Origin of the sequence: Mesorhizobium sp. M7D.F.Ca.US.005.01.1.1, from assembly GCF_003952545.1 — a bacterium.
GTDB lineage: Bacteria > Pseudomonadota > Alphaproteobacteria > Rhizobiales > Rhizobiaceae > Mesorhizobium > Mesorhizobium loti.
In genome coordinates, this window is record NZ_CP034453.1 from 4,226,695 (window position 1) to 4,250,899 (window position 24,205).

Genomic DNA, 24,205 nt, shown 5'->3' on the forward strand with positions numbered 1-24,205 from the left:
CCGATGAAGGCAGCATCCAAGTTTCTGAGCGCCGCGTCCGCGGTGACCCTGTCCGCGGCTCTTGTCGTGCCAGGCGCGCTCGCAGTGCAGTTCGTTGCCACATCGGCGGCCGAAGCCGCTGTCGTCAGCAGAGTTGAAGTGAGCGGCAACCAGCGTATCGACGCTGACACCATCCGCAATTACATCACCATCAAGCCGGGCAAGGCGTTCTCCAGCTCCGATATCGACAGTGCGGTCAAGGCGCTGTTTGGCACCGGCCTGTTCTCGGATGTGCAGATCAACCAGGTCGGCTCGACGCTGGTGGTTAAGGTTGCCGAGTACCAGGTCGTCAACCAGGTGCTGTTCCAAAACAACAAGAAGCTCAAGGACAATGCGCTTGCGGCAGCGGTGCAGCTGAAGCCGCGTGGGACGTTCTCGCAGGCGACGCTCGATGCCGACGTCGAATCGGTCAAGGCTGCCTACAAACGCATCGGCCGCGACGATGTGACTGTGACCACGCAGGTCATGCAGCTTGGCGACAACCGCGTGAACGTGGTCTTCAACATTACCGAAGGCGATCGCACGCAGATCGCGGCGATCAATTTCGTCGGCAACAGCGCCTATTCCAGCCGCCGCCTGTCGGATGTCATCAATACCAAGCGTTCGTCCTGGCTTTCCTTCGTCCTGCGCGACGACGTCTATGACGACGACAAGCTGCGCGCTGACCAGGAGCTGCTGCGCCGCTTCTACTACAATCACGGTTACGCCGATTTCCAGGTCGTATCCGCTGTGGGCGAACTCGACAGCGCGACGAACAAGTACACGGTCACCATCACCGTCCAGGAAGGCGACCGCTACACATTCGGTGACGTCAGCGTCGAAAGCACGATCCCGGAAGTTGACAGCAAGTCGCTGGAATCGGTGGTCGAGACCCGCAAGGGCGACGTCTATAACGCCAAGGACGTCGAGGATTCCATCATCGCCCTGACCGAGAAGGTGGCCGGTTCCGGCTACGCCTTCGCGCAGGTGACGCCACGCGGCGACCGCAATTTCGAGAACCACACCATTTCTGTGGTCTACACGGTCGACCAGGGCACCAAGGCCTATATCGAGCGCATCGAGATCCGAGGCAACGACCGCACACGTGACTATGTCATTCGCCGCGAGTTCGACGTCAGCGAAGGCGACGCTTTCAACCAGGTGCTCATCCAGCGCGCGAAAAAGCGCCTGGAAGCCCTCAATTACTTTGACAAAGTCGATATTTCGACAGTGCCGGGCTCGCAGCCCGACCAGGTCGTGCTGGTGGTCGACGTGGTCGAGAAATCGACCGGTGAATTCTCCATCGGCGCCGGTTATTCGACCGGTGGCGACACGGCCGGCCCGTCCGTCGAAGGATCGATCACCGAGCGCAATTTCCTCGGCCGTGGCCAGTTCATCAAGCTATCGGCGGGCGGCGGCAAGAATTCGCGCGACTACAGCATTTCGTTTACAGAGCCGTACTTCCTCGGACGGCGTATCGCTGCGGGCTTCGACGTCTTCAAGCAGACGAGAAATTACGATCACTACGACAGCGATACCTTGGGTGCGACGGTGCGCTTCGGTTTGCCGATCACCAACAGCATCTCGACCCAGCTTGCGTATAATATCGCGCAAGAAAAGTATAAGTATGACAGCGGCTGTCTGGACGCAGGCGGCAACTATGATCCAAGTCTATGCTCCATCTCCACGGCGATTCAACAGGGTATTGCTGAAAGCCCATGGATCAAGTCGTCGGTTAGCCTCGGCCTAGTCTACAACACCATCGACGATATGAAGAATCCGCATGAAGGTATCTACGCCACTACGTCGGTGGAGGTGGCTGGTCTCGGCGGCGATGCGAAGTTTGTAAAGGTTACTGGGCGGGGCAGTGTATACCAGACGCTGTCAGAGCAATTTGATCTGGTCGGGCTCGTTTCAGCCGGCGCGGGCCATGTCGAGGGGTACGGCAGTGGCGGTTTGCGGATTTTCGATCAGTTCCAGAGCACCGACCGCATGATCCGCGGCTTTGCTTATGGTGGCATTGGTCCTGTGGACGTCAATACGGGTGACCATCTCGGCGGCACGACCTATTTCAATGCCTCCGCGGAAGCGCAGTTTCCGTTGCCGGTCGTCCCGGAAAGCTTTGGCTTGCGTGGCGCTGTCTTCGCGGATGCTGCAACGCTCTATGGCAGCAAGGTCGATACCGCTGGAGTCACTCAGGACTCGGTCGGCATGAAGCTGCGCGCCTCGGTTGGCCTCGGCCTGATGTGGGCGTCGCCGTTCGGGCCTATCCGTATCGACTATGCGATCCCGGTCAAGAAGGAAGCGCGCGACGACGTGCAGGAATTCAACTTCGGCATATCGACCCGCTTCTGATCGGCGGTTAACGATGCTCCCGGGTCTTTCAGGTCCGGGAGAAATGTTCCGACCTAGCTGGATATAGCTTCTGGAATGACCGATCCGGTGTTCTTCGCGCCATCACGCCGGTATACGGCGGGCGAAGTCGCGAATCTGACCGGCTCGGTGCTTGTCGATTCCGGCCACTCCGATATTTCGATCGAGGCACTCGCGCCGGCGAGCGATGGCGGCGAGAATGCGCTCGTCTTTGTCGACGGCAAGCGTAATTCCGCGCTGATGCCGTCGCTGCGGGCGGCCGCGGTCCTGTGCCCGGCGGAATTTGCCGGCAAGGCGCCGGCCGGCGTTGCCGTTCTGGTTCATCCGCGTCCGCAACAGGCCTTCGCATTTGTCGGGCGCCTGCTGTTTCCAAGGGCGGCGACGCCAGGGCCGATGACCAGCGAAACCGGCGTCTCGCCGCATGCTCATGTCGATGTGACCGCACATGTCGAATCTGGTGCCGTCATTGAGGCCGGCGCGGTCATCGGGCCGGGTGCTTCGATCGGCAGCGGTACCGTCATCGCGCCCAATGCCGTCATCGGCCAGTCCTGCCAGATTGGCCGTGACGGCTATGTCGGTCCGGGCGCCAGCATCCAGTATGCCTTGATCGGCAACCGCGTCATCATCCATGGCGGTGCCAGGATCGGCCAGGATGGTTTTGGCTTCGTCGGCGGCGCCAAGGGACCCGAACGCGTGCCGCAGATCGGCCGTGTCGTCATTCAAGACGACGTCGAGATCGGCTCCAACACCACCGTCGATCGCGGCGCCATGTCCGATACGATCATCGGCCAGGGCACCAAGATCGACAATCTTGTGCAGATCGCCCATAACGTCCGCATCGGCCGCAATTGCATAATAGCCGGGCTTTCGGGTATTTCGGGTTCCGTGGTCGTGGGTGACAATGTCACCATGGGCGGCGGCGTCGGGCTTGCGGATCACCTGACCATCGGGTCCGGGGCCAAGCTTGCCGCCAGAAGTGGATTTATGAGCAATGTCCCTGCAGGCGAAATCTGGGGCGGTTATCCGGCACAGCCGATGGCGGAAGCGATGCGGGAGATAGCCATGCTGCGCAGGCTCGCCAGGACCCGCAAACAGGGCGAGGGAGGCAATGGCTGACATGATCGCGTCGACGACGCTGGAAGCGGTCGACATTATGGGGCTGATGAAGCTCCTGCCGCACCGCTATCCGTTCCTGATGATCGATCGCATCGTCGACATCGACGGCGACGAGTCCGCTGTCGGCATCAAGAACGTGACCATAAACGAGCCGCATTTTCAGGGCCATTTCCCCGAGCAGCCGGTCATGCCGGGTGTGCTCATCGTCGAGGCGATGGCCCAGACCGCCGGCGCCATCTGCATTCGCAGCCTGGGCACTGAAAAGCCGTCGCTGGTCTATTTCCTGACTATCGACAACGCCAAATTCCGCAAACCGGTCGTTCCCGGCGACCAGTTGAAGATCTATGTCAAGAAAATCAAGAAACGCGGCAACCTTCTCAAATTCGCTTGTGAAGCCATGGTCGACGGCGCCAAGGCGGCCGAGGCCGAGATTTCAGCCATGATGGTCACCAGCGACTGACGATCGAATGCTTATGAAAATCAAGACATCCATCCATGCTTCCTCCGTTGTGGAGGAAGGCGCCCAAATCGGCCAAGGTGTGCGCATCGGGCCGTTCTGTCACGTCGGCGCCGATGTGGTGATCGGCGATGACGTCGAACTGGTCAGTCATGTCTCGGTGATGGGCGCGACATCGATCGGTGCCTCGACCAAGGTCTACCCGATGGCGACATTGGGCGCACCGCCGCAGAACACCAAGCACAAGGGCGGTCGCACCACGCTGGTCATTGGCAAGAACTGCACGATCCGCGAAGGCGTGACCATGCATCTCGGTACCGATTCCAGCCGCGGCGAGACGACGGTCGGCGACAATGGCAATTTCCTCGCCTACGCTCACATTGCCCATGATTGCGTCGTCGGCAACAATGCCACGTTCGCCAATGGCGCGACATTGGGCGGCCACTGCGAGGTCGGCAACAACGTCTATATCGGCGGCCTGACCGCAGTGCATCAGTTTGTCCGCATCGGCGACAACGCCTTTCTGGGTGGCTGCTCCGCGATCGTCGGCGATGTCATTCCCTATGCCATCGCGGTCGGCAACCGCGCCAGTCTGCGCGGCCTCAACATTATCGGCCTGAAGCGCTCCGGCCTGCCGAGGTCCGAAATCCTTGTGCTGCGCAAGGCTTACAGGATGATCTTCGACCGTTCCCGCACCGTTGGCGAGAACATCGAGTTCGCCAAGGCGGAGTTCGCGTCGTCGCCGACCGCCATGAAGATCATCGATTTCATCACCAGTCGCGGCAAGCGGCACTATGCTGTGCCGTCGCTCAAGGGCGGCGATGGCGACGATGTCGATGACGAAGACTGAGGCAGCGGCAGCGCGTCTTGATCTCTCGCCGGGCTCCAGGGTCGGCATCATCGCCGGCGGCGGCAGTCTGCCGGTCGAAGTCGCGGCCGGTTCGGCTGAACAAGGCTATCCGCCCTTCGTCATCGTGATGGAAGGCGAGGCCGACCGGATGGCGGAGCTCTCCCGGTATGAGCATGAAAGCCTCGCCCTGGAAGGTATCGGCTCGCTGATACGGTTGCTGAGGCGGCACCGGATCACCCATCTGGTGCTTGCCGGCGAGATCAAGCGCCGGCCAAGACTGACGCAGCTCCGTCCAAGTCTCAGCCTGCTCGCAGTGATACCGGTTGTTGTCGCGGCGCTGGCGCGTGGCGACGATGGCCTGCTGAAGGTCCTGGCGCGAGGTCTCGAAGCGCGTGGAATAAAGGTCGTCGGCGCCCACGAAATCGTGCCGAACCTTGTCGCCACCGAAGGCGTCCTGACCAAAGCCATCCCACGGAAATCGGACTGGCGCGACATCGAGGCAGGCCTTGCAGCGGCAAAGGCCATCGGCGCGCTGGATATCGGCCAGGCGGCGATTGCGGTCGGCGGTCGAACGATCGCGCTGGAAGGCATCGAGGGGACGGCCGGACTGCTCGACCGTGCGAAGCTGCTGCGCGGCCATGGCCGCATTGCGGGGAAGACCCGCGGCGTTCTGGTCAAGTGCGCCAAGCCTGGTCAGGAACTGCGCGCGGATCTTCCTTCCATTGGCCCGCAAACGGTCGAAGCCGTGCATGCGGCCGGGCTTGCCGGCATTGCCGTCGAGGCGGGACGTTCGCTGATTCTCGAAGGCCCCGAAACCATCGCGCGCGCCAACGCACTCGGTCTGTTCGTCATTGGTCTGCCTGCCGCGACGGAGCCACACAATGGCTGACAGGGCATTGAAGGTCGCGATCGTTGCCGGAGAGGAGTCTGGCGATCTGCTCGGCGCCGACATCGTGCGTTCGCTCAAGCAGGCTACCGGGCGCGAGGTGCAACTCGTCGGACTCGGCGGCCGCCATTTGCAGGCGCTGGGACTGGCATCGCCATTCGATGCCGGCGAGATCGCCCTGATGGGGTTCAGCGCCATCTTGCGCGACCTGCCGCGCCTGATGCGGCGGATCAGTCAGCTGGCCAGGACCGTTGCGGACGAAAGGCCGGACTGCCTCGTCACCATCGACAGCCCGGACTTTTCGCTGCGCGTCGCCAAAAAGGTGCGGGCGGCCAATCCATCGATCCCGATCATCCACTATGTCTGCCCGAGCGTCTGGGCGTGGCGGCCGGGCCGGGCGGTGGCGATGAAGCCCTATGTCGACCATATCCTCTGCATCCTGCCGTTCGAGGTGAAGGAGCTCGAGCGGCTGGGCGGCCCACCGGGCACCTATGTCGGGCATCGCCTGACCCATGATGCTGGCGTGCTCGCCGCGGCCAAGGCGCAGGACCTGCCGCGCGACCTTTCTCCTGATCGCGTCAAGACCCTGCTTGTCCTGCCCGGTTCGCGGCGCGGTGAGGTGCGGCGCCTGCTCGACCCGTTCGGCGAGACGGTGTCGATGCTGCGCGCGCGTGGACATCGCCTGCGCCTGCTGCTGCCGACGGTTCCGCATGTCGCCGACCTGGTCAAATCCTCGGTCAACCGCTGGGATGAGAAGCCTGAGGTCATCGTCGATTCCCAGCGCAAATGGCAGGCCTTCGGCAAAGCCGATGCCGCGCTGATCGCGTCCGGGACAGTATCGCTGGAGCTGGCGCTGGCCGGCGTGCCGATGGTCTCCTGCTACAGGCTCGATCCCGTCGCCCGAGTCGTGGCGCCTTACCTGCTGTCCGTCTGGTCGGCGCTGCTGCCCAATCTGATCTCGGATCGAGCCTTAGTTCCGGAATTCTACAATGAGTATGTCAAGCCGAACAATCTGGCCCGGCAATTGGAAGCGCTGTTTGCAGACAGTGGGATGCGCGCCTGGCAGAAGCAGGGCTTCGCCGAGATCGCGCGGCGCATGGCGACCAACAAGCCTTCAGGCGAGATCGCGGCGGGCGTTGTGCTGCGTCACATAAAAAAGGCGCCCTGACGGGCGCCTTCTTCAATCCAGAAAGCCTCGATCACCGCTTTGCGATCGGCACATAGTCACGCTCCGGCGCACCGGTATAGAGCTGGCGCGGGCGGCCGATCTTCTGGCGTGGGTCCTCGATCATCTCCTTCCACTGCGCGATCCAGCCGACGGTGCGGGCGACCGCGAACAGCACGGTGAACATGGTGGTGGGGAAGCCCAGCGCCTTCAGCGTGATGCCGGAATAGAAGTCGACGTTCGGGTAGAGCTTCTTCTCGATGAAATAGGAATCTGTCAGCGCGATCTTTTCCAGTTCCATGGCGATGTCGAGCAGCGGATCGTCCTTGATGCCAAGCTCGCCCAGAACCTCGTGCGCGGTCTTCTGCATGATCTTGGCGCGCGGATCGTAGTTCTTGTAGACACGGTGGCCAAAGCCCATCAGCCGGAACGGGTCGTCCTTGTCCTTGGCGCGGGCGATGAACTCCGGGATGTGATCGACATGGCCGATCTCGCCCAGCATGTTGAGCGCCGCTTCGTTTGCACCACCATGCGCCGGGCCCCAAAGGCATGCGATGCCGGCAGCGATACAGGCGAACGGGTTGGCGCCCGACGATCCGGCGAGACGAACGGTCGAGGTCGAGGCGTTCTGTTCGTGATCGGCGTGAAGTATGAAGATGCGCTCCATGGCGCGCGCCAGCACTGGATTGATCTTGTACTCCTCGCACGGCACGGCAAAGCACATGTGCAGGAAGTTGGCAGCGAAATTCAGCTCGTTCTTCGGGTAAATGAAGGGCTGGCCGATGTGGTATTTATAGGCCATCGCCGCGATCGTCGGCATCTTGGCGATCAGCCGCATGGAGGCGACCATGCGCTGGTAAGGGTCGGAGATGTCGGTGGAGTCATGGTAGAAGGCCGACAGCGCGCCGACCACGCCGCACATCACCGCCATCGGATGCGCGTCACGGCGGAAGCCGGTGAAGAAGCGCGACATCTGCTCATGCACCATGGTGTGGCGCGTCACGCGATAATCGAAATCGTCCTTCTGCGCCTTGGTCGGCAATTCGCCGTAGAGCAGGAGATAGCAGACCTCGAGGAAGTCGCCGTGTTCGGCCAACTGGTCGATCGGATAGCCGCGGTGCAACAGGATGCCGGCGTCGCCGTCGATGAAGGTGATTTCGGATTCGCAGCTTGCCGTCGAGGTGAAGCCGGGATCGTAGGTGAAGGCGCCGGTGGTGGAGTAGAGCGAGGCGATGTCGATGACATCAGGCCCGACCGAACCGCTTCGCACCTTGAATTCGTGAGTCTTGCCGGCGAATTCAAGCGTTGCCGTGGCCTCCTGGGTCTTGCCGCCCAAATCCAGTTTTTTCGCAGCTTCGGTCATTGCAAACTCCTTGTTGTTTCCTCATGCCGGCAAAGGCAAAATCTTGCAAAGCGACACTTCGAAATCACCGCAATGCGCGTATTCGCCACCGCATTTCAGGAGGTGCGTGCCAGATTGGGCCAAGGCCTAATGTTGCACTGCGAAACCCGCCTTTCAATGCCAATCTTCTTGGGCCAGTTTGCTCCTAATCGATTTGATCGGTTATGCGCGCCAGGCTTTCCTCGCGGCCGAGCACGGCGAGCACATCGAACACACCCGGCGAGGTGCTCTTGCCGGTCAAAGCGGCGCGCAAAGGCTGGGCCACGGCGCCGAGCTTGTGGCCACCAGCGAGTGCAACCTCGCGGATCGCGGCCTCCGCTGCAGCGGCCGTCCAGTCACCTGTAAGCCCGTTCAAAGCTTCGTGAGCACCGCGCAGGATCTTGCGGGCATCGTCATTGAGCAGAAGGGCGGCCTTGTCATCGATCGGCAGCGGTCGCGTGGCAAACAGGAAGGCTGCGCCATCGACGAGTTCGACCAGCGTTTTGGCGCGCTCCTTCAGGCCCGGAAGTGCTGCCAGCAACTGCGCCTTGTTGGCGTCGTTCAAGCGCGAGGCCATTGCCGGGCCACCCTCCAGATAGGGCAGGGTGGCGATGAAGATATCGAACAGCTCGGCATCGCTCATGCGGCGCATATGCGCGCCGTTGATGGCTTCCAGCTTGGCGAAATCGAAGCGGGCCGCGCCCTTGTTGACATCGCCGATGTCGAACCAGGAAATCATGTCCGTGATCGACATGATCTCGTCGTCGCCATGGCTCCAGCCGAGACGCGCCAGGTAGTTGAGCAGCGCCTCCGGCAGGTAGCCCATGGCGCGATAGGCCTCGACGCCAAGCGCGCCGTGCCGTTTCGACAGCTTGGCACCGTCGGCGCCGTGGATCAGCGGGATATGCGACATGGACGGCACGTCCCAGCCCATGGCGTCATAGATCACGGTCTGACGGGCGGCATTGGTCAAATGGTCGTCGCCACGGATGATGTGGGTGACGCCCATGTCATGATCGTCGACGACGACGGCATGCATGTAGGTCGGATTGCCGTCCGAACGCAGGATGATGAAGTCGTCGAGATCCTTGTTGGGAAAGCGCACCTCGCCCTGGACGCGGTCATGGACGATGGTCTCGCCCTCGGTCGGCGCTTTGATGCGGATGGCGCCCTTGGCGCCTGCAGGAGCCTCTGAGGGGTCGCGGTCACGCCAGCGGCCGTCATAGCGGGGCGGCAGGCCCTTGGCTCTGGCGGCCTCGCGCATCGCCTCCAGCTCGGCCGGCGTCGCGTAGCAATAATAGGCCTTGCCCATGCGCACGAGCTCCTCGGCCACCTCGCGGTGGCGCGGCGCACGCTCGAACTGCGACACCGGCTCGTCGTCCCAGGTAAGGCCGAGCCAGGAAAGCCCGTCGAGAATGGCAGCGGTCGCGGCTTCGTTGGAGCGTTCGCGGTCGGTGTCCTCGATGCGCAGCAGCATCGTGCCATCGGTGTGCTTTGCATACAGCCAGTTGAACAGCGCCGTGCGCGCGCCGCCTATATGCAGGTAGCCGGTGGGCGAGGGGGCAAAACGGGTGACGACCTTGTCGGACATGGAACTCTCGGAAACCATCTGAAGCGGGTGCTGTCGCGCGGACTTTCGCGCGGTTGGCGTTCATGTAGCATAGGGTGTCGAGGGCGCAAGGGGCAGACCCGATGGCTGGACGAGGCTGGGGCTCGGATCAGGGCGAGGACGCTGTCATTGGCGTCAGCGAACGGTCGCTTTTTGCGCCTCTGCCAGCCCCGCTGCCGCCGCCGTCGCCCCTCGTGCCGGCTCCCGGCAAAGCGCCGTTACAAGCGGATGTCGGCGCCTCTGTTCCAGTTGCCGAAACCGGCAGGATCGTGCGCGTGCGCCGGCAAATCGGCCGGATTTCGCTGCCTCGCTTGCGCCATAGCGTAGCCACAGCAGCGGGCCTGGAACTCGACCGAGGCGTGGCCTTCCTGCTGGTGCCGGTCTGCCTGGCGATCGGAGCGATCGGCTATTTTTCGCTGACGGCGGAGCCTGACTTTGCCAAGCCCGTCGCGGTCGTCGCCCTGGCGGCGCTCTGTGCGCTGGTCTCCCGTTCATGGCCGAAGACCCATCTGTGCTTCATGGCCGCGCTGCTGTGTGCGCTCGGGCTACTCGCCGCAAAGGTCGAAACGTGGCGCGCGGGCACGCAGATGCTGGGGTCGGAAATCTCGACGCAGGTGACCGGCCGAGTCGTCTCGATCGACCAGATGGAGAGCGGCCGCATCCGGCTGACCATCGACGTGACTTCGACCGCAAGGCCGAAATTGCGCTATATGCCGGAGCGGGTGCGGCTTTCGGCACGCAAGATCCCGGCAGACATGACAGCCGGATCCCTGATCATTGGATATGCCAAGTTGTTGCCGCCGACCGGTCCGGTGCGGCCGGAAAGCTACGACTTCTCCTTTGACAGTTATTTCGCCGGCATCGGCGGCAGCGGGTTCTTTCTCGGCAATCCAAAGCTTGTCGTCACCGATGACGGCGACATGCCGCTATCGGCCCGCCTTTCCTCAAGCGTAGAAAATGCCCGAGAAGCGATTGCCGACCACATCAGGGCCAGCATTGGTGGCGCCGAAGGTGAGATCGCCGCGGCGCTGATCGTCGGCGTGCGCGCCGGCATTCCCGATGAAATCAATGAAGCGATGCGGCGTACCGGCATCTACCACATCATCTCCATTTCAGGACTGCACATGGCGCTGGTCGCCGGCACCATCATGGGTCTGCTGCGCGGCGCCTTCGCCTTGTTTCCCGACTTTTCCGCGCGTCGTCCGGTCAAGAAATATGCCGCCGCCGCGGCACTGTTCTCGATCGCTGCCTATCTCATCATCTCTGGCGTCGTCGTTGCCGCCGAGCGCAGCTTCATCATGCTGGCGGTGATGCTGATTGCCGTTCTGTTCGATCGGGCGGCACTCACCATGCGCAATCTGGCGATCTCGGCGATCGCCGTCATCGTGGTGTCGCCGCACGAGGTGGTCGGCCCGAGCTTCCAGATGTCCTTCGCGGCAACCGCAGCACTTGTCGGCGCCTATGCCGGCTGGTCGGATCATCGCGCGGGGAAAACCAGACCGCCGCCGCCGAAGCGATCCTTGCCCGGCTTCCTGACGCGAAAATTCCTGCTGGCGGCGGGCGGCTTGGCCATGACATCCATCATCGCCGGCGGCGCCACGGCGCTGTTTGCTATCTGGCATTTTCAGCGTGTGTCGCCGCTAAGCCTGTTCGCCAATCTGGCCATCATGCCAATCGTGTCACTAGTTGTCATGCCTTTCGCCGTCCTCAGTGCGCTGGCGATGCCCTTCGGCGCCGATGGTCCATTCCTTTATGTGATGGGCAAGGGCCTGACCGCGATGATCGCCATGTCCGGATGGATTTCCGAGCGTTCGCCCGTCGATGGAGTCGGATTGATTTCGCAGCAGTCTGTCCTGCTGGTGGCGATTGCCCTGGTCATCGCGACGATGGCGACGACATGGCTGCGGCTCGCCGCTCTTCCCTTCGCGCTTGCCGGCCTGCTGACCGTTTCGGATACGCGCACACCCGACGTGCTGATCTCCGAGGACGCTCGACTGGTTGCGTTGCCGATCGGCGGCGGCGAGTTCGCCGTCAGCCGCGCACGGCCGAACGAATTCACCGTCGACAACTGGAAGCGCGCACTGACATCCGAAACCATCGTCGTGCCGGAAGTCTTCACCCAAGGAGACGCACAATTCGAGATCGCGGATGCCCCGGAACTGCCGCCGGGATCGCCGTTCTATTGCACGTCAGGCGTTTGTCTCGCCAAGCACACGTCCGGCGCGATCATTGCTTATGTCGAGGATCGCAAGGACACGTGGAAAGCCTGCGGCTTCGCCGGGCTGATCGTAATCAATGACGCGACGGCCTATGACGCTTGTCACGATCCGCTGGTTCTCGTCATCACCAAGCGACAACTGGCTCGCAAAGGCAGTGCTGCCGTCTTCTTCGATCGCCAGTCGGCGACCGCGCCGGCAACCGTCAGCTTCGCGGTGGACAGGCCCTACCGGCCTTGGCATGAACAACGCAAATTCTCACGCGAGGCGAGGGGACTGCCGCCCTTCAAGAGACCCGAGAAGCCAGTGGTTAAACCGCAGCTGCCTCAGTAGCGGCGGATCAGGCCGACGAGCTTGCCTTGCACCTTGACCCTGTCCGGCCCGAAAATACGGGTTTCATAGGCCGGATTGGCGGCTTCGAGAGCAATCGAGGCGCCCTTGCGGCGGAACCGCTTCAGCGTCGCTTCCTCTTCATCGACCAGCGCCACGATGATTTCGCCGGGGCTCGCCGTGTCGGCATTGCGGATGATGACGGTGTCGCCGTCGAAAATGCCGGCCTCGATCATCGAGTCGCCCTTGACCTCCAGCGCATAGTGCTCGCCGCCCATGATCATGTCCGGCGGCACCGAGATCGAATGCGTCTGATGCTGAATGGCGTCGATCGGCACACCGGCAGCGATGCGGCCCATCACCGGGATCGACACCGCGGAGACCACGTCGTCGTCATTGCCGGCCGAAGACATCCGCGAAAGCGCCGGCTTGATCTGCCGGCCAAGGCCGCCTTGACCAAGACTGCCCTGGATGACGCTTGGCGAGAATTTTTTTGCCGCGTTGAGGCCGGGCGCGATCGAATCCGGCAGCCGCAGCACTTCCAGCGCGCGTGCCCGGTTGGGCAGCCGGCGAATGAAGCCGCGCTCCTCCAGTGCCGTAATCAGCCGGTGAATCCCGGATTTGGAGGCAAGATCGAGCGCCTCCTTCATCTCATCGAAGGATGGCGGAATGCCGCTTTCCTTCAGGCGTTCATGGATGAACATCAGCAGTTCGTGTTGCTTGCGCGTCAGCATGGCGGCCCCCAGGGTACCTGAAACCAGAATCAGAAAAACAAACCCAGAACAAACACTATCTGTTCCAGTTGTGTTCTGCAACCGTTTAAAGTTTAATGAATTTGTTAAGGTGGCGGAAATTATTCCGCGGTTGCAAGCGGATCTCGTCGACGCCTGCATGCCGTCGCAGTGCGCTTTCCGACATTGAAATTGTTATGGTTAATAGCCTGTGGCCCATCCCGAGATCAGGCCTGGCATGGCTGCCGACAGGCCCCTCGACGGTGGGCTTTCCAGCTTTCGTTTGCCGTGAACGAAACGAAGCCAAAACGCCAACCTTGGTTAATTATTGTAGCCTGCACTGGCCACCAGCAACGAACGCATGTGCGAGCTGGAAATTCGTCTCTTCGTCATCCGACCAAGGGGAGAGTCTATGACAACAGATCGTCGAGACGGCTGCGTTAGGTAACGGCCTCCTTGACGGCGAAACGCTGGTCCTTCCATGCACCCGTGCGCAGAATGTCTTCCAGCACCTCGACCGCCAGCCACACATCCTTGTAGCCGACATAGAGCGGCGTGAAGCCGAAACGGATGGTCGATGGCGCGCGGAAATCACCGATCACGCCACGCTCGATCAGCGCCCGCATGATTTGATAGCCATGATCGTGAAGGAACGACACCTGGCTGCCGCGGCTGGTCGTGTCGCGGGTGGTCTCCAGCGTGAGACCATAGGCGCCGCACTTTGCTTCGACGAGCTGGATGAACAGTTCGGTCAGCGCGACGCTTTTCTTTCGCAATGCCGCCATGTCGACGTCGTTCCAGATGGCAAGCGCACCCTTGAGCGCCCGCATCGACAGGACCGGCTGCGTGCCGCACAGAAAGCGGCGGATACCGGTGCCGGCCACGTAACCCTGTTCGAAGGCAAAGGGCCGCGCATGCCCCCACCAGCCGCTGAGTGGCTGGCTGATCTCGCCGTGGTGGCGCCGGGCGGCATAGATGAAGGCCGGCGCGCCCGGACCGCCGTTGAGGTACTTGTAGGTGCAGCCGATGGCGAAGTCGGCATTTGCGTGATCGAGCTCGACCGGCAGAGCGCCGGCGGTGTGGCATAGATCCCAGACGACCAGCGCTCCGGCCGCATGAGCCTTACGCGTCAGCGCCGCCATGTCGCGCAGTTCACCCGATTTGTAATTGACGTGGTTGACCAGCACCACCGCGACGCTTTCGTCGATCAGTTCTTCGATGGTTGGCGCGTCGACGCCCGCGAGGCGCAGCAGGACGCCATCCCGGGTCGAGGCCACGCCTTCGGCGATGTACAGGTCGGTGGGAAAACTGTCGCCCTCGGCGACGATGGCCAACCGGCCGGGCCGCATCTCCAGCGCCGCATGCAACACCTTGTAGATGTTGGTCGACGTCGTGTCGCAGACGACGGTCTGGCCGGCCCCGGCTCCTATCAGGCGCCCGAGCTGGTCACCGAGTTCGATCGGCATCTCGAACCATCCGGCTGTATTCCAGGCCCGGATGAGACCCTGGGCCCATTCCTGGGTCGCCGCCTGCTGCAGCTCGCCAAAAACGGCATGAGACGCTGCCCCAAGTGAATTGCCGTCGAGATAGATCACGCCTTCCGGCAGAATGAAACGATGGCGCATGGCACGCAGCGGATCCGTGGCATCCATCGCTTCGATTGCAGCGAGATCAGGAATTCCACCCATGGTCAGTCCTCGGTTGTTCGCGAAGGTTTTCCGCCACAGAGCGTCCCCTCAGTGAGCTTGTTTTCATTTCGATGATGTCAGAGCCGGGTGCGGACCGTCCACAACTCCGGGAACAGCACGACCTCGAGCATCTTCTTGAGATACGAAGCACCCGACGTGCCGCCGGTGCCGCGTTTCAGGCCGATGATGCGCTCGACCGTGGTGACGTGGTTGAAGCGCCACCGGCGGAAATAGTCCTCGAAGTCGACCAGCTTCTCGGCCAGTTCGTAGAACATCCAGTAACGCTGCGGATCACGGTAAATGGTCTGCCAGGCGACCAGAACCTCTTCATTTTCGGTTCGCGTTTCACGCCAGTCCGTGCGCCTGGCATCAGTGCCGATGTCGAATCCGTTGCGCGCCAGAAGCAGCAGCGCTTCGTCGTAGAGCGATGGCTCGGCCAGGATCGCCTCCAGCTTTCCGCTGAGGTCAGGCCGGTGCTTGTGCGGCCCGAGCATGGCGAGGTTGCGGTTGCCGGCCATGAACTCGATGGCGCGATACTGCCAGGACTGAAAACCCGAGGACTGGCCGAGCGCGTCGCGGAACTCGGTGTATTCGCTGGGGGTCATCGTCCGCAGCACGTCCCAGGCGTTGTTCAACTGCTCGAAGATGCGGGCGACGCGCGACAGCATCTTGAAGCTCGGCTCGAGCCGGTCGGCGCGGATAGAACGGATCGCAGCGCCAATCTCGTGCAAAGCGAGCTTCATCCACAGTTCGGAGGTTTGATGCTGGATAATGAACAGCATCTCGTCGTGCGCCGACGACAGCGGCGTCTGGGCCTCCAGCACTTTCTCAAGGTGCAGGTAGTCGCTGTAGGACATGCGCTCCTTGAACGACATCTGTGCGCCTTCGGACGCCGGATCGTATGGCTCGCTCAATTGATTTTCTCCGTGCGCAGCCGGAAGCGCTGGATCTTGCCGGTCTGGGTCTTGGGCAGAGCGGCGATGAATTTCACCGATCGCGGGTATTTGTAGGGCGCGATCGTTGCCTTGACGTGGTCCTGCAGGCGCTTGGTGGTCAACGCGTCAGGCGCCACGCCCTGCGCCAGCACGACATGCGCCTCGACGATCTGGCCGCGTTCGGCATCGTCTGCGCCGATCACCGCGCATTCGGCGACGTCGGGATGCGACAGCAGTGCTGCCTCGACCTCGGGGCCGGCGATGTTGTAGCCGGCGCTGACGATCATGTCGTCGGAGCGCGCGGCGAAATGGAAGAACCCGTCTTCGTCCTGCGTGAAGGTGTCGCCGGTGAGGTTCCAGCCGTCGCGGACGTATTCCTTCTGCCTGTTGTCGGCCATGTAGCGGCAGCCGGTCGGGCCGCGCACCGCCAGCCTGCCGGTTGTGCCGCGCGGCACCTCGCGCATCTCGTCATCGACGATGCGCGCCTCATAGCCGCCCACCGGCTTGCCGGTCGACGCGGGCTTCATGTCGTCAAAGCGGTTGGAGATGAAGATGTGCAGCATTTCGGTGGCGCCGATGCCGTCGAGGATCGGCTTGCCGGTCTTTTGCGTCCACTCCTCGAAAACCGGAGCGGGCAAGGTTTCGCCGGCCGAAACGGCGACGCGCAGCGATGACAGGTCGGCTCCTTCATCCATGGCCTTCAGCATGGCGCGGTAGGCGGTCGGCGCGGTGAAGGAGATCGTCGCTTTGTAGGTTTCGATGATGTGGATCATGTTGGGCGGCGTCGCCTGCTCCAGCAGCGTTGCCGCCGCACCGAAGCGCAGCGGGAAGATGGCGAGCCCGCCAAGGCCGAAGGTGAAGGCCAGCGGCGGCGAGCCGACAAAGATGTCGTCCGGCGTCACCTGGAGGATTTCGCGGGCATAGGCGTCGGCGATGATCAGGAGGTCGCGGTGGAAATGCATCGTCGCCTTCGGCACGCCTGTCGTACCCGAGGTGAAGCCGAGCAGCGCGACATCGTCGCGGCCTGTGTTGACGGCAGTGAGTGTCACCGGCTTGTCGAGCGCGGCACGATCCAGTTCGGCATCGTGGTTGGCGGTGCCGTCGAAGCCGATGACCTGCTTGAGGAATGCGCTGTCCTTGGCGCAGGCGGTCATCTCGTCCATCAACCTGGTGTCGCAGAGCGCGACCGTGATTTCCGCCTTGTCGACGATCTTGGCGAGTTCGCCGGCGCGCAGCATCGGCATGGTGTTGACGACCACGGCGCCGACCTTGGTGGCAGCCAGCCAGCAGGCGACCATTGCGGGGTTGTTGGCCGAACGGATCAGCACCCGGTTGCCCGGCTTGACGCCATAATTCTCGACCAGCGCGTGGGCCAGCCTGTTCGTCCAGTCGGACAGTTCCTTGTAGGTGCGGCGGCGGCCATTGCCGATCAGCGCGGTATGGTCGCCCAGGCCTTTCTCGACCAGCCTGTCGGTCAGTTCGACGCCGGCGTTGAGGCGTTCGGGATAGTCAAAGCCATCGAGCAGGATATCGGGCCATTGCTCCGGCGGCGGCAGGTGATCGCGCGTGAACGTGTCGATATGCGCTGAAGGCCCAAGCATGTCGCCGCTATCCCATCTGCTGGACGGCCAGTGCGCGAGGCGCCTGGCCGGATGTGGTGGATCTAAAGGTCCTGCTTTTGAGGAGGCTTCGTGCCGCCGTTGCCCCTGCTCGGGATGCCACCAGAAGAGTGCACATCTGCAGGTTTTGGGCAGCACAGCAGACCTCCCATTGTCGGCTGTTCGTCAGGGCAGGATCGCACCAGTCGAAATTTGTTTCAAGCCTAAAATGTTTTTGGTCTGGAGCATTGACGCATGGCATGGCGGTGGCCATTGCTAGCGCAGAAACGAGCCATTCCGGGGGAGGGTGCCGATGTTCGAACGTCACATTGCCGATTGGGACAGCGCCTATGCCAACGGCGCGAACATTGCCGGCAGCGATCGCTGGCCGGCAGCGTGGGCGGAACCCGCGCAAGCGTTTCGCAATGCGCTTTCGGCAGAGGGCCGGGCACGGCTCGACATCGCCTATGGTGACGGACCGCGCAATCGGTTGGATATTTTCCTTCCCAAAGCCGCTCCCAAGGGGCTCGTGGTGTTCATCCATGGCGGTTACTGGCTGGAGTCCGACAAGAGCACGTGGTCGCACCTCGCCAATGGCGCGGTCGGCAGCGGCTTCGCCGTTGCGATGCCCTCCTACACGCTGTGCCCGGACATACGCATCGCCGGCATCGTCAGCGAAATCGGCACGGCGATCGGCAAGGCAGCGGCAATGGTCGGGGGACCGCTGATGCTGACCGGGCATTCGGCCGGCGGCCATCTCGCCAGCCGCATGGTGACCCTATCAACGCCCCTGGCGGCCGATGTGGCGCGGCGCATACGTCATGTCGTTTCGATTTCGGGCCTGCATGACCTGCGTCCGCTCATGCGCACCGGCATGAACGCGGCGCTGGCTATCGACGAGCACGAGGCGCTGACGGAAAGCCCGGCGCTGCTGCGGCCCATGGATGGTGCCCGCATCACCTGCTGGGCCGGTGGCGGCGAGCGCGCCGAATTCCTGCGCCAGAATGCTCTGCTTGCCAACATCTGGACCGGCCTTGGCGCCATCACCAGCACCGTGGTCGAGCCCGACCGGCATCATTACGACATTGTCGACGGCCTTGCCGATCCGGCGCATCCGCTAACCCGGACCCTGATCTCGGAATAGAGCCGAGATCATTTTCTCGTCTGTTATGAAGGGCTTGTCTGGGGTTCCTCAGCGCAGCATCAGCACGCTGCAAGCCCCGCCTGCGGCTGCTGCGGGGGCAAAGGGCGCCCGCACGATCAGCCCGTTGGCGTCGGCCAGCATTCTCAGCATCGAGGAATCCTGGATGCCGAACGGCGTCGCCACCAGCGCGCCGTCATCTTCCCTGACCACGGCCCGCACATAATCCTGGCGCAGGTCATTGGCCGGCATTGCGGCGCCCAATCGCACCGAGCGTATGTCCTGGCGATGGTCGCGGCCGCCGAGCCGCGCCAGCAGCGGCTTCAGGAACAGCTGCGAGCAGACCAGGCTTGCCACCGGGTTGCCGGGCAGGCCAATGCACCTGATATCGCCGAGGCGGCCGAACATCAGCGGCTTGCCGGGGCGCATGGCGATCTTCCAGAAGCCGAGCGTCATGCCTTCGCCGGTCAGCACATCGTGGATCAGGTCGTGGTCGCCGACCGAGGCGCCACCAAGCGTCACGATGACATCGGCGCCGGCCGCGACCGCTTGTCTGACCAGCGCGGCGATCACATCCTTGCGATCGGCGGCAATGCCGAGATCGAGCGCGCGGGCGCCGACGGACTGTGCGGCGGCGGCAACGCCATAGGCATTGGACGAGATGATTTGGTCCGGCCCGAGTTCGCTGCCGGGCGGCAACAATTCGTCGCCGGTGGCGATGATGGCGACCAGCGGCCGTTTTACCACGCCGACCCGGGGGTGGTTGGCCGATGCCGCCAGCGACAGCGCCGCCGGGTCGAGCACGCGGCCTTTTTCCAGCAGCACGTCGCCCTTTGAAAAATCGAGCCCGATGCGGCGGATGTTGCGTCCTTCAGCGGTCGGTTCGGTTACTCCGATGTCGCCGCCGCCGAGATCCCTGACATTTTCCTGGATGACGATGGTGTCGGCGCCTTCGGGAAGCGGCGCGCCGGTGAAGATGCGCACCGCCTGTGCCTTGCCGACCACGCCGTCAAACCCACGCCCGGCTGGGGCCATGCCGATCACAGAAAGTCTCGATGGCACCGACGCCACATCGGCGGCACGCGCCGCATAGCCGTCCATGGCGGAAGCATTGAAGGGCGGCTGGGTGCGCAGCGCAATGACCGGTTCCGCCAGCACACGATCCGCGGCCTCGAGGAGCGGAACGCTTTCGCCGGCCAGCGGCGCAGCGCCTTCGAGCAGGCGCTCGAGCGCCTCGGCGACCGGAACCAGCGCCATTAGGAACTCGCCTTGTGGTCGCCGGCCTTATAGTCGCTTGACTTGCCGCCAGTCTTTTCGACCAGCCGGATGCCGGAGATGACCATGGCGCGATCCACCGCCTTGGCCATGTCGTAGATGGTCAGGCAAGCGACGGAGGCGGCCGTCAGCGCTTCCATCTCGACGCCCGTCTTGCCGGTGACGCGGGCGAGTGCGGTGACCTTCAGTCCCGGCAAAGCATGGTCGGGCTCGATGTCGACGGAAACCTTGGTCAGCAGCAGCGGATGGCAGAGCGGGATCAGTTCATGGGTCTTCTTTGCCGCCATGATGCCGGCGATGCGCGCGGTGCCGAGCACATCGCCCTTCTTGGCGTTGCCAGCGAGAATCATGGTCAGGGTCTCGGGCTGCATCGCGACAAAGCCTTCGGCGATCGCCGTACGCGTCGTCTCTGCCTTGTCGCCGACATCGACCATGTTGGCCTCGCCCTGGGCGCCAAGATGGGTGAGGGCCGATGTCATCGTCAGACCACCATAGAGCGACGTGCGTCCATTCGGACGCACAAAGTACGCTCTATCACTTGGAATCTATGCATCGTGCTCTCCGAAAATCGATTCCGATTTTCGGGCCGATGCATCCGCTGCCTTGCCCGTCAGCAGCAGGCGCGTGGCCGCGGTGACATCCTGTTGCCGCATCAGGCTCTCGCCGACGAGGAAGGTGTCGATGCCGGTCTTCTGCATCCTGAGGCAGTCGTCATGGCTGAAAATACCGCTCTCGCTGACCAGCAGGCGGCCGCCCGGTACCATAGGCGCCAGCCGCTCCGACGTTTTAAGGCTGGTTTCGAATGTTCTCAGATTGCGGTTGTTGATGCCGATCAACTGCGATGACAGTTTTACCGCGCGCAGCGTCTCGGCCTCGTCATGCACCTCGATCAGCGCATCCATGCCGAGTTCGAATGCCGTTGTCTCAAGCTCGCTCGCCAGGGCGTCATTAACGCTCGCCATGATGATCAGGATGGCATCAGCGCCCCAGGCGCGGGCTTCGTAGACCTGATACGGATCGAACAGGAAATCCTTGCGCAGTGCGGGCAGGGCGACGGCGGCTCGCGCCTTGGTGAGAAACTCCGGCGCGCCCTGGAAAGACGGCGCGTCGGTCAGCACCGAAAGACAGGCGGCGCCGCCTTTCTCATAGGCCTGCGCCAATGCTGGCGGATCGAAATCGGCCCGGATCAACCCCTTGGAAGGGCTCGCCTTCTTGATTTCGGCGATCAGCGCAAAGGCGCCGGATCTGCGCTTTGCCTCAAGCGCGGCAAGGAAGCCGCGCGGTGCGTCGGCATCTTTTGCCCGCGCCTTGATTTCGACCAGCGGTACACGTGCCTTTGCCGCCGCGATCTCGTCGCGCTTGTAGGCCTCGATCTTGCGAAGAATATCAGACACGTTTTATCCGTTCGAAATCTCGACCAGCCTGTCGAGCACTTGCAGGGCCCGGCCGCTGTCGATGGCTTGCGCGGCGAACGCGATGCCGTCACCAAGCGTCGTCGCTTTGCCCGCAACGACCAGGCCGGCGCCGGCATTCATCAGCACGGTGTCTCGATAGGCGCCGGCAGCACCGCCCAGCATATCGCGCAATGCCGTGGCGTTGTAGGCCGCGTCGCCGCCGCGCAATTCATCCTTGGTATGGCGCGCCAGCCCAACCGCTTCAGGGGTTAGCGTGAAGCTGCGGATCTCGCCGCCGATCAGTTCGGCGACCTGCGTCTCGCCGGTGGTGGTGATCTCGTCATAGCCGTCGCCATGGGCAACCCAGGCATGCTCGGCGCCCAGCGCCTTCAGCGTCTCGGCCACCGGCAGAATCCATTCCGGCAGGAACACGCCGACCATCTGCCGTTTGACGCCAGCCGGATTGATGAGAGGCCCGAGCAGGTTGAAGATGGTGCGGGTGCCGAGCTCGACTCGGGTCGGCCCTACATACTTCATTGCCGGGTGGTGCGCGGGCGCGAACATGAAGCCGACGCCCGCTTCATGGATGCAACGGCCGATGAATTCGGGCGAGATGTCGATCTTGACGCCAAGCGCAATCAGCACGTCGGCGGACCCTGTCAGCGAGGACAGACCGCGATTGCCATGCTTGGCGACGGGCACGCCGCTGCCGGCGATGACGAAGGCCGATGCCGTCGAAATGTTGACACTGTGGGAATTGTCGCCGCCCGTGCCGACGATGTCGATGGCGCCGTCCGGTGCGTCGACACGCAGCATCCTGGCGCGCATGGTGGCGACGGCGGCGGAAAGCTCGCTCACCGTCTCGCCGCGCACGCGCAGCGCCATCAGGAAGCCGCCGATCTGGCCGGGCGTGGCGTCACCCGACATGATGATGTCGAAGGCCTCGCGCGCTTCCTCGAAGGAAAGCGCGCTGCCGGTCGCGACCTTGGCGATATGGGTTTTCAGCGCGCTCATCTTGTCGAGGCTTGGGCAACGGCGGCCTGATCGATGCGAACGTCGTACTGCGTCTGCAACTGCGCCACCAGCTGATCGAGCAGGTCATCCGACATGCCGGAGGTGAAGGATTTCTGCGCATCGTCCGGCACCGAGCTGGCATCGGCCCCGGCGGGCTCGAACACTTCGGCGACCTTGTACAGGATCTGACCGTCGCCGGTGGGCGAGGGGATCAGGCCGGTGCCGCCTTCGCCGACGCCGAACATCGCCGCCGCACCCTCCTTGCCGAAATCGACATCGTCGGCCTCGCGCTTGACGCCGCGCTTGGTCTGCTTCTCCAGCTTGAGCTCACTGGCAATAACGTCGAGCGTGGCACCGGCCTTGAGCCGCTTTTCGAGCTCGTCAGCCTTGGCGGCGAGCCGCTTGGTGGTCTCAGCTGCCGTCCAGTCGGCGACGGCTTTCTGATGGACCTCGTCCAGCGTGCGGTCGCGAGCCGGCGTGACGGAAGCCACTTCGTAGAAGACAAAACCATTGTCTGCCGTGGTCAAAGCTTCGTTCTCCGTGCCGGGTTCGGCATCGAAGACAGCCTTGATCAGTTCCGGCGATTGCGGCAGGTCCTTGACGATGCTCGCGTCAGGCCGCAATCCGCTGCGATCGATGGCGTCGATGGTGATGAGCTTCAGCTTCAGCTTGGTGGCGGCGTCGGCCAGCGAACTGCCGGCGGCGCGGGTATCTTCATAGCTGTCACGCACGTCCAGAAGGATGCGGCTTGCCTCGCCCAGCGCCAGGTCCTTGCGTATCTGGTCGGACACCTCGGTCAGCGGCTTCACCACCTCGGGCTTGATTTCGGTGACGCGCAGCAGCACCGGGCCGAAGGCGCCCTGCACGACCTGACTGACTTCGTTGGCATTGAGCGCGAAGGCCGCGTCGGCGACAGCCTTGTCGGCGATCTTGTCCTTGGCCAGCGTGCCGAGCAGCGTATCGGCCGGGGTCTTGCCTTCCGCCGTGACGAGCTTGTCGAAGGTGGCGCCGGCCTTGAGCGAATCGAACGCGGCCTTGGCCGCATCCGGCGTCTTGAACACAAGCTGCTCGATGGTGCGCAGTTCCGGCGTGGTGTAGCGCGCCTTGTTCTTGTTGTAGTCGTCGCTGACCTGGCTGTCGGTGACGGCGGTCGTGTCCATGATGTCGACCGGTTCGAGGCGGACATAGGAGAATTTGCGGTATTCAGGCGCGGCGTATGTCTTCTTGTTGGCTTCGAAATAGGCTGAAAGCACGCTGTCGGAAGGCGCCTGGATCGGCTCCACCAGTGCCTTGGGCAGGGTCAAATAGTCGATGGTGCGGTCTTCGCCGCGATAAAGCGCAACCGCCTTGAAGAAAGTGTCCGGAGCCTTGAGGCCATCCGAGACCGCTTCGACGATCTGCTGGCGCACCGCCACCTGGGCACGGTTCTTCAGATAGTCCTCGGGCCGCATGCCAACCTGCCGCAGCATGTATTCGAATGTTTTGCGGTCGAACTGGCCGCCTGGGCCCTTGAATGCCGGGTCTTCGCGCGTCAGCTCGGCCAGCCGATCCTTGGAAAGTCCGAGGCCCAGTTTGCGTGCCTGTTCGTCGAGAACGGCGCCCGAAACGAGCTGAGCCAGCACCTGGTTGTCGACGCCGAGCGCCTTTGCCTGTTCGTGGCTGAGACGCTGGCCGAACTGCTGCGACATGACGGCGAGCTGGCGATCATAGGCGAGACGGTATTCGTTGATCGACACTTTGGTGCCGCCAGCGGTTATAACCGAATCATGGCCGGCGAAACCGCCCATCAGCCGTCCGGAAATGCCCCAGACCAAAAAGCTGAGCACCAGCAACACCAACAGCCCCTTCGCGACCCAGGTGCCTGCCGCGCTTCTCAATATACCAAGCATTTTTACTTCCGATTTATGCGCATTTTCGCATGCGCCGAGTCTGAAACAAGCGCAATAGCGCCCTTCCGGTCCACTGTCGATTGCTTTGTGGCCTGATTTTGGTAGTGAGGTCCAGAGCCCGATATTGCCCGGAGAAGCA

General features: G+C 62.9%; 19 protein-coding genes. 8 read left to right on the plus strand and 11 right to left on the minus strand.

The genetic code is table 11. The features are described 5' to 3' along the window. Positions 1 to 3 precede the first annotated feature (3 nt). The 6 genes from bamA to lpxB all read left to right on the plus strand — a co-directional run bounded on the left by bamA (position 4) and on the right by lpxB (position 6,868). Positions 4 to 2,373 (plus strand): outer membrane protein assembly factor BamA, encoded by a 2,370-nt coding sequence (bamA, locus tag EJ076_RS20220; protein WP_126069054.1) that lies wholly within the window; start codon positions 4 to 6, stop codon positions 2,371 to 2,373. A gap of 75 nt (positions 2,374 to 2,448) precedes the next feature. Continuing rightward, entirely contained in the window at positions 2,449 to 3,507 is a 1,059-nt protein-coding gene (gene lpxD, locus EJ076_RS20225; protein ID WP_109669039.1) for a UDP-3-O-(3-hydroxymyristoyl)glucosamine N-acyltransferase, read from the plus strand. Then, a complete protein-coding gene (fabZ, locus tag EJ076_RS20230) occupies positions 3,500 to 3,967 on the plus strand; it encodes a 3-hydroxyacyl-ACP dehydratase FabZ (protein WP_027036657.1) in 468 nt (155 codons plus the stop codon). Before lpxD ends, fabZ begins: the two co-directional genes overlap by 8 nt. Positions 3,968 to 3,980: 13 nt before the next feature. Then, positions 3,981 to 4,814: an acyl-ACP--UDP-N-acetylglucosamine O-acyltransferase gene (gene lpxA / locus EJ076_RS20235; RefSeq protein ID WP_109669349.1), complete on the plus strand. Its 834-nt coding sequence runs from the start codon at positions 3,981 to 3,983 to the stop codon at positions 4,812 to 4,814. After that, complete coding sequence (locus EJ076_RS20240) at positions 4,786 to 5,703, plus strand: LpxI family protein (RefSeq protein WP_126069055.1); 918 nt, start codon at positions 4,786 to 4,788, stop codon at positions 5,701 to 5,703. Before lpxA ends, EJ076_RS20240 begins: the two co-directional genes overlap by 29 nt. Further along, complete coding sequence (gene lpxB, locus EJ076_RS20245) at positions 5,696 to 6,868, plus strand: lipid-A-disaccharide synthase (RefSeq protein WP_126069056.1); 1,173 nt, start codon at positions 5,696 to 5,698, stop codon at positions 6,866 to 6,868. Before EJ076_RS20240 ends, lpxB begins: the two co-directional genes overlap by 8 nt. A gap of 31 nt (positions 6,869 to 6,899) precedes the next feature. Here the strand turns inward: lpxB and gltA are convergent, their stop codons facing one another. Then, positions 6,900 to 8,228 carry a citrate synthase gene (gene gltA / locus EJ076_RS20250; protein WP_109669032.1) on the minus strand — a complete coding sequence of 443 codons (1,329 nt, stop codon included), beginning with the start codon at positions 8,226 to 8,228 and terminating at the stop codon, positions 6,900 to 6,902. Positions 8,229 to 8,412: 184 nt separating this feature from the next. After that, positions 8,413 to 9,837, minus strand: coding sequence for a glutamate--tRNA ligase (gene gltX, locus EJ076_RS20255; protein WP_126069057.1), 1,425 nt, complete (start codon positions 9,835 to 9,837; stop codon positions 8,413 to 8,415). Between the two features lie 101 nt (positions 9,838 to 9,938). Between gltX and EJ076_RS20260 the strand changes: the two genes are divergently transcribed. Continuing rightward, on the plus strand, positions 9,939 to 12,404 hold the full coding sequence (locus EJ076_RS20260) for a ComEC/Rec2 family competence protein (RefSeq protein ID WP_126069058.1): 2,466 nt from the start codon (positions 9,939 to 9,941) through the stop codon (positions 12,402 to 12,404). Here EJ076_RS20260 and lexA read toward each other — a convergent pair. From lexA to EJ076_RS20280, 4 genes are all read right to left on the minus strand, one after another. Then, positions 12,398 to 13,135 carry a transcriptional repressor LexA gene (lexA, locus tag EJ076_RS20265; protein WP_109669027.1) on the minus strand — a complete coding sequence of 246 codons (738 nt, stop codon included), beginning with the start codon at positions 13,133 to 13,135 and terminating at the stop codon, positions 12,398 to 12,400. The genes EJ076_RS20260 and lexA overlap by 7 nt on opposite strands. 437 nt (positions 13,136 to 13,572) lie before the next feature. Beyond that, on the minus strand, positions 13,573 to 14,820 hold the full coding sequence (kynU, locus tag EJ076_RS20270) for a kynureninase (protein WP_126069059.1): 1,248 nt from the start codon (positions 14,818 to 14,820) through the stop codon (positions 13,573 to 13,575). 77 nt (positions 14,821 to 14,897) lie between these two features. Next, the gene (kynA, locus tag EJ076_RS20275; RefSeq protein WP_109669023.1) at positions 14,898 to 15,734 is read right to left on the minus strand and encodes a tryptophan 2,3-dioxygenase; all 837 of its coding nucleotides are present in this window, start codon (positions 15,732 to 15,734) and stop codon (positions 14,898 to 14,900) included. Beyond that, positions 15,731 to 17,356, minus strand: a complete 1,626-nt coding sequence (locus EJ076_RS20280) for an AMP-binding protein (RefSeq protein ID WP_126069060.1) — start codon at positions 17,354 to 17,356, stop codon at positions 15,731 to 15,733. The genes kynA and EJ076_RS20280 overlap by 4 nt, the downstream gene beginning before the upstream one ends. Positions 17,357 to 17,666: 310 nt before the next feature. On the opposite strand from EJ076_RS20280, the gene EJ076_RS20285 reads away from it, so the two are divergent. Further along, complete coding sequence (locus EJ076_RS20285; protein ID WP_126069061.1) at positions 17,667 to 18,497, plus strand: alpha/beta hydrolase; 831 nt, start codon at positions 17,667 to 17,669, stop codon at positions 18,495 to 18,497. Positions 18,498 to 18,545: 48 nt separating this feature from the next. On the opposite strand, the gene glp is transcribed toward EJ076_RS20285, so the two are convergent. The 5 genes from glp to EJ076_RS20310 form a co-directional block, all read right to left on the minus strand. Beyond that, positions 18,546 to 19,751, minus strand: a complete 1,206-nt coding sequence (gene glp / locus EJ076_RS20290; protein WP_126069062.1) for a gephyrin-like molybdotransferase Glp — start codon at positions 19,749 to 19,751, stop codon at positions 18,546 to 18,548. Continuing rightward, positions 19,751 to 20,248 carry a cyclic pyranopterin monophosphate synthase MoaC gene (gene moaC, locus EJ076_RS20295; protein WP_126069063.1) on the minus strand — a complete coding sequence of 166 codons (498 nt, stop codon included), beginning with the start codon at positions 20,246 to 20,248 and terminating at the stop codon, positions 19,751 to 19,753. Before moaC ends, glp begins: the two co-directional genes overlap by 1 nt. Positions 20,249 to 20,314: 66 nt before the next feature. After that, positions 20,315 to 21,163 (minus strand): indole-3-glycerol phosphate synthase TrpC, encoded by an 849-nt coding sequence (gene trpC / locus EJ076_RS20300; protein ID WP_126069064.1) that lies wholly within the window; start codon positions 21,161 to 21,163, stop codon positions 20,315 to 20,317. Positions 21,164 to 21,166: 3 nt separating this feature from the next. After that, positions 21,167 to 22,177 carry an anthranilate phosphoribosyltransferase gene (trpD, locus tag EJ076_RS20305; protein ID WP_109669008.1) on the minus strand — a complete coding sequence of 337 codons (1,011 nt, stop codon included), beginning with the start codon at positions 22,175 to 22,177 and terminating at the stop codon, positions 21,167 to 21,169. After that, complete coding sequence (locus EJ076_RS20310) at positions 22,174 to 24,066, minus strand: SurA N-terminal domain-containing protein (RefSeq protein ID WP_126069065.1); 1,893 nt, start codon at positions 24,064 to 24,066, stop codon at positions 22,174 to 22,176. Before EJ076_RS20310 ends, trpD begins: the two co-directional genes overlap by 4 nt. Positions 24,067 to 24,205: the final 139 nt, after the last annotated feature.